Genomic DNA, 16,858 nt, shown 5'->3' with positions numbered 1-16,858 from the left:
AGTATATTTATTAAACAACCTCTATAGGCAATTGCAAAGAAGAGTGCTTATGGTTAAAACCCATTTGCTTCATTATATTAATTTCTAATTCCTCCATAATTTCTGCATCCTTATCTTGAATATGATCATATCCAAGTAAATGCAATAAACCATGAATTAAAATATAGGAAAAATATTCTAAAAAGACTTTTTCTTGTTCTAAGCTTTCATTAATAATTCTTTCAAAACTAATTGCAATATCACCTAAAAATAAATGGTTATTTTTTTTATAATTTATCTTAATCTCTTCTAAACTATTTTTATGAAAAGGAAATGATAAAACATTTGTTGCTTTATCCTTGTTTCGATATTCTTTATTTAAATCATTTAATATTTTATCATCAGCTAGCAACAGCGATACTTCAATTTTATTATCGTCCTTTAATTCACATAGAACATTGGATATCACCATTTCCATAATTTTATTACAATGCTTATGTATATTAAAATTAACCGAACTCCAACTATGTGATTTTACTAATATATCCACAATTACTTTATCGGAAGAAGTCTTGGGTATGGGGTCTGGATCTGACATGTTTTAATTAATTCAATGTTATATATTTTAACAATAAGTAATCAATATTTCAATATTTTTAGCTATATATTTTTCTTTCTAATTTAATACATTTACCCTCTATAAATAATATTAAATAATATATTATAAACATAAAACATGTAGAAATCACAACATCACTTAAAAAGTGCTTACCTTGCATTACTCGAGTCAATGCAAATAACACAACTAATAAGTACGAAAAAATTATCATTAATTTTCTTTTACTACCTGTTTGATAAAAAGAATATATTAAAAATAAAACTCCTATAGAAGTATGAAAAGATACGAATGAACAATTGAAAGTACATTGATTTGATACAGTGAAGGCAGCAGTAAATTCTTTATTTCCATTAAATTCAATTATTTTATAAGGCCTAGCCCTACCAAAATAATGTTTTGAAAAGGTCTGTACTAATAGCACCGAACCAATAAAAAACACTAATAATATTATGATCTGTGGTCTATAATTGATAAATCTATATGATTTAGTTTTAATGAAAGTTAATAGAATTACTATAGAGCTATAAGCTAATAATAAAAAAGCTAAATAATATGCTAAGTAACTTATAAACTTTAATATATAGTTATTTTTTAAATAAAATTTATGACTATTCTCTGAATAAAATAAACTAGATACAAATATATCAATTTTAGGGTAACTTATAAAAATATACGAGATTATTATAGTTATAATACATGTGTATATAAGTCTTTTCATAAAGTTTATTTTTAAAGTTTCAGAATTTTAAGGCCTATAGTTTTCATCATGCTTAGCTAATAATTCTTTAGCATCAAACATATTATTATCACTTAATTTTCCATATACAATAACATTTTGCCCTTCTTTAAAAAGACTTGGAATGACTCCCTTATAAATTGTTTTTATCTCAGCATCATTGTCATAAATTGTAAATATAACATATTCCCCTTTATATTTAACACTACCGTTTTTTACAATACCCCCTAGCCTAATATAGTTTAAATTATTATTGTCATATTTATTATTTAATAATACTGAAGGAGTTTTATAAAGAACAATATTTTCGTTAAAAATATATAAGATAATAAATAATCCAATAAATGCAAAAAAAATAGTAATAATAATAATAAATAATCTTTGCTTGAAAAGCTTATTTTTGCTCAGCATTTATTCTTTGGGTAATATATAGTCTTATTATTGGATATAAAAAGAAAATTAAAGTAACTATAGAAAAACTAAAATACGATAAATAAACATACAATTGAAAATAACTTTTCACTATTCTTTTATATCTTCTTCGTTTTGAAATAATTGGTTTTCTGATTCTATATTAGAAGAATCTTTTAAAGAATCAATTTCATCTAAAATTTCCTGATTAATATCATCTAAAGTATTTTCTTGTTTTTTAAGTAAGATGTCTTCCTGATTATCAATAAATGTTTTTTTCACAAGAGAACTTTTTAAATTTTCTATATCTAAAACGCCTGCAGCAATTTCTCTTAATGCAACAATAGCCTCTTTATCTTTTTTTACATTATCAATCTTGATTTGCGCACCATGATTTAATTCTTTTCCTCTTTGTGCAGCAACTAATACTAACTCAAATCTATTTTCTACAAATTTATTACAATCTTCAATAGTTATTCTTGCCATTTTTACTAATACATATGTTATTTATACTTTATTTTTTTTCTCATCTTCAATTTTATCCTTCTTATCTTCAGCACCCTTCTGAGATTTATTATCTTGTAATTCATTTAAATTATCTTTTTTTACCTTAACTTCACTTTTTTCATTTTTTATTGCACTTTTAGCTTCTTCTTCAGATCTAGCAACTATAATTTTTAATTTAGCCTCAACTTCAGAATGTAAATTAACTACAAAATTATGAAAACCAATTTCTTTTATTTTATTAATTAATACTATATCTTCTACAGAAATTTTTACTTGAAATTTTTCATCTAAATTTTTTGCAATATCTTTATTACTTACAGAACCATATAATTTACCATCGTCTGCAGCCTGTCTGATGATTGTTATAATCTTTCCGTCTATCTTTTTAAAACTGTTTTGTGCTATTTTCTCCTTCTCAGCATTTGCTTTTTCTATAATCTCTCTTTCTACTTGAAATTTCTCTTGATTCTCTTTAGTAAATCTTAAGGCCTTATTCCTAGAAAGAAGATAATTTCTTGCATACCCATCTTTTACTGTAATTAAATCCCCAATATCCCCAAGTTTTTTTATTTTCTCTAACAACAATACTTTCATAATAAATCCTAAAAAATTATAAAACTGTATATGGTAACAAAGCAAGATGCCTAGCGATTTGTATAGATTTTCTAAGCAATCTTTGCTTTTTAGGCGAAATATTTGATATTCTAGAAGGCACTATCTTTCCTTTTTCTGAAATATAATTCTTTAAAAGTTCAACATTTTTATAATTTATCAAACTATCATCTACCTTCTCAAGTGGACAAGTTTGTTTTTTAAATGTTGATGAAGTCCTATTAAATAATAGGGTATTTGGTATTAAATTTTCCATTTTCTATATTAATTTTTAGTTTCACTTGGTGTTTGCATCATTAATGTAGGTTTATCATCAATATTATCAACTCTTATTGTCAAAAATTTAATTACATCTTCGCTAACTTTAAAATCATTCTCAATTTTATTTATTACATCAGAAGAAGTACTTAGGCCAAAAAACACATAATGTCCTTTTTTATTCTTTTTAATTTCATATGCCAAACTTCTTAAGCCCCAATATTCTTTCTTTAAAACTTTACCATTCATTTCTTCAACTAAACCTTGATATTTATCAGCAAGTTTATGAACATCTTGAGCTGGTAAATCCTGCCTTATTACGAAAGCACATTCATAAAATCTCATTTATGCTCCAATTAGTATTATAATTTAAAGTCCTTAAATATTACACAAAACCAAAATAACTGCAAGCTCAATAATCAATTTATAAAAAATTTGTATAAAAATACTATTAAAACTGTAAGGGTATTAATTATCAATATGGCTATTATTAATTTAAAAATTGTTTGATTGTTGTTTAAACTAGTGTTTGAATTAGTGTTTATTTTATAATCATACAAAATATTCTTCATTCTTTTAACAAATTTTTCTTGTCTATATTTTATCTTTTGAATTGTTCCTTTTTTTCCTAAATTCTTTTTTGCCCAATCTTTTATCCAAGGACTAGCCAAATCCCACATATTTATTTTTGGATTTAGAACATATCCAGTGCCTTCAATAGTTAAAATTGTTTTATGTAATAATAATAATTCCGGATGTATTTTGACAGAAAATTTTCTACTAACTTCAAATAAGTGCTTTAACAACTTTCCCAAAGACATATCCTTTAATGATTTGCCAATAATTGGCTCTCCTATACTCCTACATGCTAATTCAAATTGATATTCTGATTGGTCACTTGGCACAAAACCCGAATCAAAATGTAAATTTTTTATTTTTTCATATTCCTTATTCAAAAATCCATATACTACTTCTGCAACAAAAGTCTTCAATTCATAATCTAAATAACATACTATGCCAAAATCAACTAAGGCTATATCACCATTTTTCATTATAAGTATATTTCCTGGATGAATGTCTGCATGAAAAAATCCATCCCTACATGCTTGATTAAAAAAAATTATAGCTAGTTTTTTTGTAAGCTCATCTAAATTAAAATCCTCCTTAATTAAATCTTCCTTTCTTCCTATAGATATACCATCTATCCATTCTAGAGTTAATATATTTTTAGATGTCAAAAACCAATATACCTTAGGGATATATATGTTAGAATCTCTTATACAATTTTCCTTTATTTTATTTGCAGCCGCACCTTCTAATCTTAAATCTAATTCTATTTCTGATGCCTTTTTTAGTGTATTAATCACTTCATCGATTTTGATTCTTTTATCATTCCTTAAAAATATATTTATAACTGAAGATATAAATTGAATAAAATGTAAATTGTTAATGTATTTTTGCTTTATTTTAGGTCTCAAAATCTTAACAGCAACAACATCACCTTCTTTAGTGACAGCTTTATGAACTTGAGCAATAGAAGCAGCAGCTATACTGTTAACATCAAAAATTTTAAATAACTCCTCTGTACTTGAACCAAATTCTGATTTAAATATTTTTTTAACTTCATTAATTGAGAAAGACGGCAATTTATCCTGCAAATTTGATAATTGAATTGCAACTTCTTCCCCAATTATATCAGACCTAGTCGATAAAACTTGTCCTAATTTTATAAAAGCAGGTCCTAACCTAGGAAAAATCTTAAGTAATTTTTCACCTATTTTTTGTTTTAATTTAGCTTTTTTTGATAAATCTTTCCTTACACATAATAAAAATAAATATGAATATATATTACTGCTTAATAAAATTAATATCAGTTTAATTAAAAAATATATATTTTTAATCCCAGATTTCATACCTATTTAATTCTTTGCCATATTCTCTTTTTTGCAATATAGAATAATACTGTAAAAATTAGTAAAAAGATTATAACTTTAATACCTAACGATTTTGAATCTTCCATTTCAGGCTCTGCAACCCATTGTAAAAAATTCACAACATCCTTTGACATTTGATCTATAGAAGCTTTCGTATTATCATTAAATTCTACTTGATCAGCGGTATGTAAAGGAGGTGTCATTGCTAATTGATTTCCACCTGCTGCAAAATATGGGTTATAATACATGTTTTCTCCTAGTTCAAAATTTTTTGGAGGAGTTGAATAGCCTGTTAATAAGGAATAAACATAATTTGCTCCATCATGCCTAGCTTTAATTATTAATGATAAATCAAGAGGATACGCACCATTATTTGCAGCTCTAGCAGCTTTTTCATTTGGATAAGGCCCAGGAATCATGTCTGTTAACCTTGCAGACCTATCAAACATCTCTCCTTCTTCATTAGGACCATCTTTAACTTCATATTCAGATGCAAGCGCTTTTACTTCATCTTCAGAAAATCCTATTTCCATTAAATTCCTAAATGCTAACCTCTTTACAGAATGGCATGCTGAGCAAACTTCTTTATAAACCTTAAAACCTCTTTGGATAGATTGTCTATCAAATTTACCAGTCACACCATTAAATAGCCAATTAATTTGCTTAGGAGGTTTAGGCTCATCTGAAGCTTTTATGTTTAATATTCCAAATTTTAGTAAAATAATAAAAAATACCGAAAACTTTTTCATCTACAAATCGTATAGCTATAAACTTTTATTAACATTTAGATACTGATACCTAATTTTTATATTAAAAATAAATTTCTAACAAGCTTAAAATTTATTATCAAATAATTTTAGACATGAAATAATATAAATCCTTATGATTTTCCTATGCTCTACTTATCGTTTTTTTATTATTGAATACCTTTTCCTTTGGAGCATAATCAACAGCACAAAAGCGGATAAAGTATATAAAACCCTAATTCTATCATCAAAAACGAACCATAACATAATAGTAAATGTGCAATAACAAAAAACTCTCCAAGGTACACTAGCTTATGTAATTTTCTCCATCTAGTAATTGCTAAAATTCTAATAGATACATTATTACTTGTTATCGCTAGAATTGCAAAAATTATAAGTGCAATAAATCCAGGCAATAAAATAGGGTGAAATAACCAACTTAAAGCATTAATAATGCCTCCTTTTTTCACAAGGTAACACAAAAAATGCAATGAAGCATAGGTAAATACAGCAACTCCAATTATTCTTCTGTGTTTATTAATTTTTTTGAGAAAAATATTAGACTTGAATATAATAATCAAAGGATTAAGTGCAAGAACTATGGCTAATAAACTTATTGCAATATATCCAGAATAGATAATAAAATCATGATATAAGTTTTTATTTATTATGAGTCCTAACGCCATGAACAAAGCTGGGAAATTCAACAATATCCAGTTTTTATTTTTACTAAAGAAACGAAACATCACTAATATCAGATTAATACGATTCACCATATGCTAAACTGTAAAACTCACCTATAATTCATCAACTTCATAATGACTACCATAATGATAAAAATCAAGTTGATTTTTAGTAGGTACGGGAATGATTACATTACTACTAATATCTTGTTCTTCAACTTTATCACTCTCACTTATATATTCCCTGTTTAATTCTTGAATTACTTCAGCTAAATCACTAGCGTTTTGTATCATTGAGTATAATGAACCTAAGACCATTACTCCACCTACTAAAGGCGCTGCTCCCGGACTTGAAACACTTAAAGCTACTAACCCTATTTTTATTATTCCTTCTATATATTCTCCTTTATACATATCATGTATAACTGTTACAGCCGTAACAGGTAACATTATACCCGTATTTCCATAATAGATTGCAGTTACCTGCACAGCATCATTCATTGTTTTTGTAATATTTTGTGTTGTTGGATTTATTGTCGTCCTTACCATATCTATTGCTATATCTGCACATTTTATCCCAAAGTGCATTTCACTTAACCCTGCCATCACCCTATCATTCATAGACCCTGTATAACCTGGTGCCGATTTTGCTGTTGATTCACCATTATCCAATCTCAACATAGGAGATATGCCGTCATACTCTTTAGTAGAGGATAAACCTTCATACGGTAATAAGCTTACAACATTATTAGCAAACCCTGTATTCTCAAATTCTTTATTAAATAAATTAGTTGTTTCTATACCAGATATTTCTGCTAATCTACTATTTATATTACTAACATGATTTGCACCAACAGATATACTCACATTATATCCCTTTCCCATCAATTCTGTTGCTTTTTCTGCCATATACTTTTCTCTCGCAAATGTGTATTCTACAGTACTTTTCTTGGAATATTCTAACCCTTTACCTTCCATTCCTAATACTATAACTCCATTTTCCATTGCTGTATTATACAACTTTGCATCCTGATATATTAATGACTCCTCTATACCTTCAGGAAGTGATATCTTATCATCACTTATTTCATTGTGTTTAAGTATTGCTGCTAATAGCTTTACATCTTTCATTCCTAAATTACTTCCTTCTTCCTTCCTCTCTAAAAGTATAGCCTCCATTCTATTTTCTTCTTTACTCCTTCCTTCTATTTGAGCAATTAGTATTTCTATATTAACTCCATGTTGCTCCAAATGATTATACTCTGGTATAATACTTGTACTGCCACTAGCATTCCATACTACCATTGATACAATATTTTCTTCATATAATGATTGTTGTAACTGCTCTATAACTTCGTTATTTTCTTTATTAGCATTTCTTAGCTCTTCTATAAAATTATAATCATCTTTCCCTGTTATATTTGCTAATTTTACTTTCTCACTCCTCTTCATATTATCACTAAATAGATAATTAACCGACATTGCTAAAGTTATTGTTGCTGCTACCTTCAAAACAGCATCATGATTAACTGAAGGAATCATACCTAATAACTTATTGTATATTGATGTTCCTACGTTAGTATAGTAGTAGTATAAGTGTGCATTGCCGTAAATATCTTTAACCAAAGCTGCTTCAGGTTTAGCTTCTAGTATTATTTTTACTATATCTTTATAATCACTTTTAGCAGCACGGTGCAATGGTGTTTTACCTAAAAAGCCTTGAAACAAAGCAGTTTCAGATTTAGCTTCTACTATTATTTTTACTATATCTGTTTGATAATTGAAAACAGCAAAATGTAATGGTGTTTCACCTTCATTATTTTGCTTCAAAGCTGCTTCTGAGTTAATAGCTAATAATTCTTTTACTACATCTATATAACTTCTGTTAGCAGCAGGGTGCAATGGTGGTATATAATCATCTATATCCTCTACTCGATCATTGCAAGCAGCAAGATGTAATGGTGTTTCACCTTCATTATTTTGTTTCAAAGCTGCTTCTGAGTTAATAGCTAATAATTCTTTTACTATATCTATATAACCTCTGTCAGCAGCAGGGTGCAATGGTGTGTTACCCCCAAAGTCTTGAACCGAAACAGCTCCAGGTTTAGCCTCTGCTATTATTCTTACTATATCTTCATAACCATTTTTAACAGCATTGTGCAATGGTGTGTTGCCGTTAAAGTCTTTAACCAAAGCTGCTTCAGGTACAGCTTGTACTATTGTTTTTACTACATCTGTTTGACCTCTATTAGCAGCACTGTGCAATGGTGTGTTGCCGTTAAAGTCTTTAACCAAAGCTGCTATAGGTTTAGTTTCTACTATTACTTTTACTATATCTGTTTGACCTCTATTAGCAGCATAGTGCAATACTGTCATATTATTATTTCTTACGTCTATAGCTGTTATATTTGCTCCTACATCTAATAATGTACCAAATAGTTCTTTGTTACCATATTTTGCTGATAAAATTAGTAAATTATTTTTTGATTCTTGTGATAACTCTTCTCTAAAAACAACTCTTACTTTATTCTTTACTTCTAATCTAAATTCTTTATTATTTGATGACAATAATAGATTTATAAATGTCCTCCCTTCTCTTGATAATTCACTATCTTCATCTAATATCATTGTCCTCTTTATTTCATTTTCTATAATATTTTTAAATACCTCATCTTCTTTTTTATATAATTCTTCCATATGTAACACATAACCTTTCTCTTCATTAAATACAAAATCCCTCATTAACAATTGATTATCATTTAGCTGTTTGAATTCTTTAAAACTTTTTGCTATCTGTTTGAGTAATTGAGTTTTTATACTTCTTATTGCAGGGCCTGCAAATCTTTCTATTGCTTTTTCATTAAACTCATTTGTAAATTCCCTATCTTCCTTTAGCTTATTTTTTATTTTTGCCAACAAATCTTCTTTTATTATTCCTGTATATAACCATTGTCCTATCAATTCTTTATTTTGTTCAGTATCTTGATAAAGCTTATCTAATATACCTGGCAAATGGTTTTCTATCGGACTTTGCATCGTGGTTTCATTAATTATCTGAATATTCACCAACTTATGATCAGATATATGTTTTACCACTGAATTCACTGCCCCAGACGTACACCTATTCTCATCTTCCTCCACTCTATGTTCTTGCCACTGATCTATATCATCTTTTAAGTACCTATCTATATTATATCCTTTTTTAGCATCATATAATCCTTCAACAAAAGTTATAAAATGCTGTTTTTCTGAATCTGGATTTTCCCAATTTTCTTTGTTGGATAATTCATTATATGCTATTGCCACTACTTCTTTCACACTAAATCCACAACTTGTCGGAGCAACAGCATTCACCGTATAGTTATTACCATATTTTCCTTTCTCCAACCCATCTATTAATCTTAATGCTGCTTCTATTTGATACTTGAATTTTGCTACCTCCTCTTGTATGTCATCTTTATTTGATAACGTATCACTAATATAGGCAGATATATTTTCTTCTTCTTTAAGTAATTTAAGCCTTTCTTTTAATTCTGTTATTGTGCCGTCTATATTTTTGTTCCATTCACTATCTCTCTCAACTTTTAATTCTCTCTCGTTAACTTTTGTTATTCTCTCATCTTTTACTTCTTCACCTATTCTTACTAACGATTTATCCACTGACGAATGTATTGATCCTGTATGTGTATCTACTTGAATTTCTACTACATCACCTTCATTTGGAAATAACCTTACATACTTTCCTTTCAATTCATCATAAATTCCTTGATATACTACTTTATTATTTTGTTGTTTAAGTAATTCAATAATAGATATTCCGCCTGGATTATCACTTAAATTCATATAATTTTTAGCTAATTCTTTATCGTATCCTAATACATCATGCACTTTTGCAAAATAATGCATTACATTTTCTTTTGATGCTTCTGCTAGAAATAATTCATGTGCAAATGTTGTTGATTTCTTTATTTGCTCTATTGTTCCATCATCCTTATAATTATCTTCTAATTCTCCCACATTCAATAAGATTAATTCTTCTGTACTTACCTCATCTTTAAACTGATCATATCTTTTAGCTATCTGCCCTATATTTCTTTCTTCTACTAATTCCTCTAAACTTTTTGAAGCACTTTTATATGCATTAACTGCTTGATTGAACAATCCTTGAGTACCATCTGATCTTTTAAGCAAGTTTAATGCAATTTTATACTGACTTTCATCTAATTTATATTCTTCAACTTCTCCCTTTGCTATATCATTTAATTCTCCATTCTCTACTCTCTTTTTAGCTTCCTCAGCTAAAGCACTAATATTAATATTATTTTCTGCAATATAAGTTCTGTACAAACCTAATTCACGTTGCTTTAGACTTTCTAATATTTCGATTAATGTCATTTTCACTACCCCTAGTGTTTATTGTTTTTGCGGCATTATAGACAAAAAAAGTATAAAGTCAAGTATAATGATTTATTTTTATCGCATAAAGAAATAAATGGATAAAAAATGTCTAGGTAGAAGTTAAGCGAGCTTAATGATTCAACCTAAAATAACTTAAATAGAGATACTTATATAAAATCTCACCAAGAACAAACAATTTAATAATTGATGTAATCTATTATAATTATATTCATCACACCCTTTATTTATTAATTTGACGATGTTATAAATTTAAATAGCTAAAGAATCATACATTAATCTAATTAACAATATCTGACTCTTTATATAAACCTTGATTCTTTTATTATGTTAAATTTTCCCACAAGACAAAAGGTACTTTACCATTCCTTTACTTAAGTTATTCTTTTGAGAATATTAATCTTATCTATAAGTATATGCTTAAAAGTCCCTAAAAGATGAAAAATTATTAAAGCTATAAATACATAATTTGCATAGCAATGCACTTCATATGCAATGCCAGCTAATTCTTGATTTTTAGGCAATAAATTTGGTATTTTCATTCCAAAAACCTTAACGCCATATTTTCCTGAATCAGACATTACAAAACCACTAATTGGCACAATGAACATGCAACAATATAACAAAAATATATTAATTTTAGCAGCTATTCTATCAAATAAAGGAACACTATAAATAAATTTTGGAATTTTTGAAAATAACCTATTAATAACTCTTAGAAATACTATTAAAATTACACATACACCTATAGACTTATGAATACTATACCAACTCAATTTATTAATCGATTCATTTGGCAAATATTTCATTAACAAACCTCCTATAATATTACAAAGTATTATAAGAGATAAAAGCCAATGAAAAAATCTCATTGACTTTGAATATTTTGTCATTTTTTTATCAATCAATTGATTATTATATTAATTAGAGCTCATCATGCACTTCTTCACCACCTGTTTGAACACTTAATTCTTCAGGCCTCATATTAGCAGGAGGACCAGGAAAATTAACTGTAACTGAATCTTGGCTATTTTTTATAATTACTATTCCATCAGTTATTGGATTATAAGGTTCTACCATATGATGCTTTAGATATATTTCTTGATCTACCGCATTAAACTTTACTTTGAGAGGACTAGATACATCCCTTAATATTGTTGAAGGTCCAGGTATAATTGTTTGCCCATTATAAACTAAGTTATAATATGCTTCATTACCATTTTTACCAAGATTGACTGTAACTGTATATTTTAAACTATCCTCGTAAGGATTAGGAATATTTAAACCTGATAAATCACCAATTTTCACCGTAACTTTTCCAATAGCATCTTTGTTTGGATTATGAAGAGTGCCATCTTGCCCTAATGCATCATCATATGCAAATGTATAAACTGGTTGCCCTTCAAAACTATGAAAAGCTTTAGAATAAACATCATACCAAGGACTACTATTATCACCTTTAATATTAGGATTTGCCTTATAAAATTCTCCTTTTTTTGATTCAAAGTAACTTTTTTTAAGCAAGGCATCATCTTCAGCAGGTAATAAACCTGCATCAAAGGCAGAAGTTAATTCCCTTGCTATTATCGCACCAATTGAGTGATTTGGAAAACTAAATGAACCTTGAGCTCCTGCAAAAAAAGAAATTGAATGTGGTTTAACGATTTCAATAGACTTCTCATTACCTTGATTGCTAAATATAAATTTATCCCCTTCTGTATGTCCTTCAAAAATATATCCATTAGATAACTTCGGTTGAAAATCTTTATCTCCAGCAAGCTCACTACAATCTATTTTAATTTTGTTACCCTTTTCAGGTGAGTAATAATCCCACACATACTCAATGTAATTTAATCCAAATTTATCACTAGATAAATAATTAGGTGCAAAAACTGGATTTGAACCTGGGCCTGTATCTATCATTGCTTTACCAGGAGACATTACTCTTAAAACAGCATCATCCTCACCAAATTTCAAAAACAATTTATTCCATTCTTCTCTTGCCCCAACTTCATCAAAAATGCCTTTCACTTTATTTAATATTTCACTTCTAGAATCAGATAATCCAGCTTGTTGAAAAGCAGATGTAGACGTAGGCATTGAAATTTGCAGTGGTATTGAGAAGAAATCAACTGCAGTTGGATTCATCCACATTCCACCATTATTATATGTAAATTCAAACTTATCATATACGGTATAATAATTTGCATCTCTTGTCTTAAATCCATCTGGATCAATAATTGCTATAGCCCCTGGATTACTAGAATCAATATAAAGCTGTAGAGGATATTTAACAGATAAATACACCCTTGCTGAATACATTTGTGTAAGATTAAATTCATAACTACCATCTTGATTTCTTGATAAATCTGTAAGTCTATATGAATAATCTAAAGCATTTGTTTTTGCAGTTACAGTTTTACAAACTCCTATATTATCTATAATTTCAACTAAGCATTGCTTTTTTTCATTATTAGTAGCTTTTATAGTTACAAATACATCTTTATCATCTACAATTTGTGCATTATTAATAAAATCAATTGGAAATGTTGGTGAATTAGTCATTTTACTGTACCCCATTATCAGTTAAGTATATTAACGATATTATAATGCAAATAATATTGTCAAGATTTAAATTACAAGTTGTAAAAAGGCATATCAACCAAATTTCTGTCATAATAATATAAACTTTAATACCACCTATAATATTTAAATAAAAAATCACTCATAAATTTATCTCACTCCACATGATAAAAAATATCTTTATTATTTAGCTTTAGTGTAAGACCTTTATCCTATTCAACTCACTGCATTCAACTTTCACACATTTGTGTAAGATTAAATTCATGATTACCATTTTGATTTCTTGATAAATCTGTAAGTCTATATGAATAATCTAAAAAATGTATTTCCACAGTTACAGTTTAAAAAACTCTAATATAATTTTCAATTTTAACTAAATATCACTCCTCCTTATTATTAATAACTTTCATAATTAAAAATATATCCTCAGATCATGCAGTTTCAGCATTATTAATAAATTTAATTGTGAATGTTAACGCATTAGTAATTTATATTACCTAGCCTCATATATGCTAAGGTTTAATATTAGTTATTTTTTTAATTAATTTCCTTAAAAATCTTGACCAGCGCTTGCTAAAACACTTTTAGCCTTCTTATTGCCCATCTTAGCAGCTTTAATTAAATAATCAAAAGCAATATCATAATCTTTTTTAATTCCATTTTCACCATCTTTATATATAACACTTAATATATAATAAGCTTTGGAATACCCATGCTTACCTGAAAGAATGTAATATTTGATTGCTTCATTAATATTTTTCTTAATAGCTAGCCCAAATTCATAACACCTAGCTACATTATATAGGCCATACATATTTTTTAATTCCGCAGCTTTGTTATAGTTGAAAAATGCTTTTGCATAATTTTTTTTAACACCTTCACCATATTCATATGCTATACCTAAATAATTATAGGCATCTGACAATCCTAATTCAGCAGACTTTTCAAAATATTCTACAGCTTTTTTATAATCTTTATTCACTACATCACCAAGATAGTAAAATGTTCCTACTGAATATAGACCTTTTCTCTTAACTTCTTTATTCTTTACCTCTGAAGCTTTCTTAAATAATTCAAATGATTTTTCATAATTCTTCTTATCATCATAAAGTAAAGCTAGATAGTATATAGAGCCTTCATTTCCTAAGTCTATAGCTTTTTTATAATATTCTATAGCTTTGCTATCATCCTTCTTAAAACCACCCAATCCTCGTTCATAGCATAATGCCAAATTATCAAATGATATTGAGCTACCACCATTATCTACTGCCTTCTTATACATCAAACATGCAGTGTTTAAGTTTTTCTTAACCCCCAAGCCATAATGATACATTATACCTAAATTATTTGTAGCAGCAACATACCCATAACTAGAAGATAAATTATAATACTTTAAAGCTTTGTTATAATCTCTAGGAAGCCCATATCCCTTATCATACATAAGACCAAGATAAAATAATGCTTTTGTATTATTAAAATTAGCTGCTTTCTTAAAATGTATTAAGGCATTAGCATAATCTTTTTTATCATAAAAATCTTCCCCTTGATCAACGTTAACCAAAGAATGCTTTATTTGCTCTTTTGTTAATGATTTTATGCTTTGATGATCGTTAACACAACCTGAGAACGCTAAAGTAACTAAAATTAGGATTATGTACTTTTTCATTTTTGTATTTTTAAGCTTGAAATATAGAATTTATAAGACGGTGGCGATAGTAATTGTTCTTGATAACATAAAGTTATCTATATTTGTCTTTAGGAGGTAATCCAGCCGCAGGTTCCCCTACGGCTACCTTGTTACGACTTAACCCCAGTCATCAAACTCTCCTTGGTAAACTGCCTCTTTGCAGTTAGCTCATTTACTTAAGGAAAATTTAACTTCCATGGCTTGACGGGCAGTGTGTACAAGACCCGGGAACGTATTCACCGCAGCGTGCTGATCTGCGATTACTAGCGATTCCAACTTCATGCACCCGAGTTGCAGGGTACAATCCGAACTGAGGTAGCTTTTATAGATTTGCTCCAGGTCGCCCTATTGCATCATATTGTAACTACCATTGTAACACGTGTGTAGCCCAAGTCATAAGGGCCATACTGACTTGACATCATCCTCACCTTCCTCCAATTCTCCATTGGCAGTTTCTTTAAAGTTCCCAGCATTACCTGTTGGCAATTAAAGATAAGGGTTGCGCTCGTTGCGGGACTTAACCCAACATCTCACGACACGAGCTGACGACAGCCATGCAACACCTGTGATAGTCCAGCCGAACTGACTGACTAGTTTTCTAATCATACGACTAACATGTCAAGACTTGGTAAGGTTTTTCGCGTAGCATCGAATTAAACCACATGTTCCACCGCTTGTGCGGGTCCCCGTCAATTCCTTTGAGTTTTAACCTTGCGATCGTAGTTCCCAGGCGGAGTGCTTAATGCGTTAACTTCGACGCTAAAACATAGTTCTAACATCTAGCACTCATCGTTTACTGCGTGGACTACCAGGGTATCTAATCCTGTTTGCTCCCCACGCTTTCGTGCAACAGCGTCAGTATTTAGCCAGACAGATGCTTTCGCCTTCGATATTCCTCCTGATATCTACGGATTTCACCCCTACATCAGGAATTCTTCTATCCTCTCTAATACTCTAGTTTTACAGTTTTGTAAGCAATTCTTTGGTTGAGCCAAAGGCTTTCACTTTCAACTTATAAAACCGCCTACGCACGCTTTACGCCCAATAATTCCGAGTAACGCTTGCCCCCTTCGTATTACCGCGGCTGCTGGCACGAAGTTAGCCGGGACTTTTTCTGTGGATACCGTCATTATCTTCTCCACTAAAAGAATTTTACAACCCTAAGGCCTTCATCATTCACGTGACGTCGCTGGATCAGGCTTTCGCCCATTGTCCAATACTCCCCACTGCTGCCTCCCGTAGGAGTCTGGACCGTGTCTAAGTTCCAGTGTGGCTGATCATCCTCTCAAACCAGCTAAAGATCGTAGCCTTGGTAAGCCATTACCTTACCAACAAGCTAATCTTGCATGGGCTTATCTTGCAGCGATAAATCTTTCACCTCTCGGCAATATACGGTATTAGCTACTGTTTCCAATAGTTATTCCGTACTGCAAGGAAAATTCCCATGTATTACTCACCCGTTTGCCACTAACTTTATTTGTGCAAGCACAAATATCGTCCGTTCGACTTGCATGTGTTAAGCACGCCACTAGCGTTCACTCTGAGCCAGGATCAAACTCTCAAGTTTGACTTATATCTAAGTAGTAAACTTAAAATAAGATTACCACCGTCTTATAAATTCTATATTTACTATTTCAAATATTGTGATCAGGTAGAAATATTTATAAACTTTTTATATGCTAAGTCA

General features: G+C 29.3%; 14 protein-coding genes and 1 rRNA gene. All 15 read right to left on the bottom strand.

The window, feature by feature from the left end; translation table 11 throughout:
- Positions 1-10: 10 nt before the first annotated feature.
- The 15 genes from ybeY to h2es_RS00545 all read right to left on the bottom strand — a co-directional run bounded on the left by ybeY (position 11) and on the right by h2es_RS00545 (position 16,738).
- Complete coding sequence (gene ybeY, locus h2es_RS00615) at positions 11-577, bottom strand: rRNA maturation RNase YbeY (RefSeq protein WP_154510469.1); 567 nt, start codon at positions 575-577, stop codon at positions 11-13.
- 58 nt (positions 578-635) lie between these two features.
- Positions 636-1,316: a phosphatase PAP2 family protein gene (locus h2es_RS00610; RefSeq protein ID WP_154510459.1), complete on the bottom strand. Its 681-nt coding sequence runs from the start codon at positions 1,314-1,316 to the stop codon at positions 636-638.
- A 27-nt stretch (positions 1,317-1,343) separates the two neighbouring features.
- Positions 1,344-1,745, bottom strand: a complete 402-nt coding sequence (gene ccmE, locus h2es_RS00605; RefSeq protein WP_154510457.1) for a cytochrome c maturation protein CcmE — start codon at positions 1,743-1,745, stop codon at positions 1,344-1,346.
- Positions 1,746-1,856: 111 nt separating this feature from the next.
- The gene (gene rpoZ, locus h2es_RS00600; protein ID WP_126044839.1) at positions 1,857-2,231 is read right to left on the bottom strand and encodes a DNA-directed RNA polymerase subunit omega; all 375 of its coding nucleotides are present in this window, start codon (positions 2,229-2,231) and stop codon (positions 1,857-1,859) included.
- A gap of 21 nt (positions 2,232-2,252) precedes the next feature.
- Positions 2,253-2,846: a 50S ribosomal protein L9 gene (gene rplI / locus h2es_RS00595; protein WP_126044838.1), complete on the bottom strand. Its 594-nt coding sequence runs from the start codon at positions 2,844-2,846 to the stop codon at positions 2,253-2,255.
- Between the two features lie 16 nt (positions 2,847-2,862).
- Positions 2,863-3,120, bottom strand: coding sequence for a 30S ribosomal protein S18 (gene rpsR, locus h2es_RS00590; RefSeq protein WP_126044837.1), 258 nt, complete (start codon positions 3,118-3,120; stop codon positions 2,863-2,865).
- An 8-nt stretch (positions 3,121-3,128) separates the two neighbouring features.
- On the bottom strand, positions 3,129-3,467 hold the full coding sequence (rpsF, locus tag h2es_RS00585; RefSeq protein WP_126044836.1) for a 30S ribosomal protein S6: 339 nt from the start codon (positions 3,465-3,467) through the stop codon (positions 3,129-3,131).
- 74 nt (positions 3,468-3,541) lie between these two features.
- A complete protein-coding gene (locus tag h2es_RS00580) occupies positions 3,542-5,035 on the bottom strand; it encodes an AarF/UbiB family protein (protein WP_154510455.1) in 1,494 nt (497 codons plus the stop codon).
- A gap of 2 nt (positions 5,036-5,037) precedes the next feature.
- A complete protein-coding gene (locus h2es_RS00575; protein WP_154510453.1) occupies positions 5,038-5,805 on the bottom strand; it encodes a cytochrome c1 in 768 nt (255 codons plus the stop codon).
- A 197-nt stretch (positions 5,806-6,002) separates the two neighbouring features.
- On the bottom strand, positions 6,003-6,548 hold the full coding sequence (locus tag h2es_RS00570) for a ferric reductase-like transmembrane domain-containing protein (protein WP_195909939.1): 546 nt from the start codon (positions 6,546-6,548) through the stop codon (positions 6,003-6,005).
- 51 nt (positions 6,549-6,599) lie between these two features.
- Positions 6,600-10,880: an ankyrin repeat domain-containing protein gene (locus h2es_RS00565; protein ID WP_154510449.1), complete on the bottom strand. Its 4,281-nt coding sequence runs from the start codon at positions 10,878-10,880 to the stop codon at positions 6,600-6,602.
- Positions 10,881-11,275: 395 nt separating this feature from the next.
- On the bottom strand, positions 11,276-11,773 hold the full coding sequence (locus h2es_RS00560; protein WP_230204233.1) for a cytochrome b: 498 nt from the start codon (positions 11,771-11,773) through the stop codon (positions 11,276-11,278).
- A 52-nt stretch (positions 11,774-11,825) separates the two neighbouring features.
- The gene (locus h2es_RS00555) at positions 11,826-13,466 is read right to left on the bottom strand and encodes a beta-1,3-glucanase family protein (RefSeq protein WP_195909938.1); all 1,641 of its coding nucleotides are present in this window, start codon (positions 13,464-13,466) and stop codon (positions 11,826-11,828) included.
- A 568-nt stretch (positions 13,467-14,034) separates the two neighbouring features.
- Positions 14,035-15,150: a tetratricopeptide repeat protein gene (locus h2es_RS00550; RefSeq protein ID WP_154510443.1), complete on the bottom strand. Its 1,116-nt coding sequence runs from the start codon at positions 15,148-15,150 to the stop codon at positions 14,035-14,037.
- 89 nt (positions 15,151-15,239) lie between these two features.
- Positions 15,240-16,738, bottom strand: a 16S ribosomal RNA gene (locus h2es_RS00545).
- Positions 16,739-16,858 lie beyond the last annotated feature (120 nt).

The organism is Rickettsiales endosymbiont of Trichoplax sp. H2, from assembly GCF_009690945.1.
In the GTDB taxonomy this organism is placed as follows: Bacteria; Pseudomonadota; Alphaproteobacteria; order Rickettsiales; family Midichloriaceae; genus Aquirickettsia; species Aquirickettsia rohweri.
Note: the sequence above shows the minus strand (reverse complement) of the source record. Positions and strands in the feature narration are given on the sequence as shown.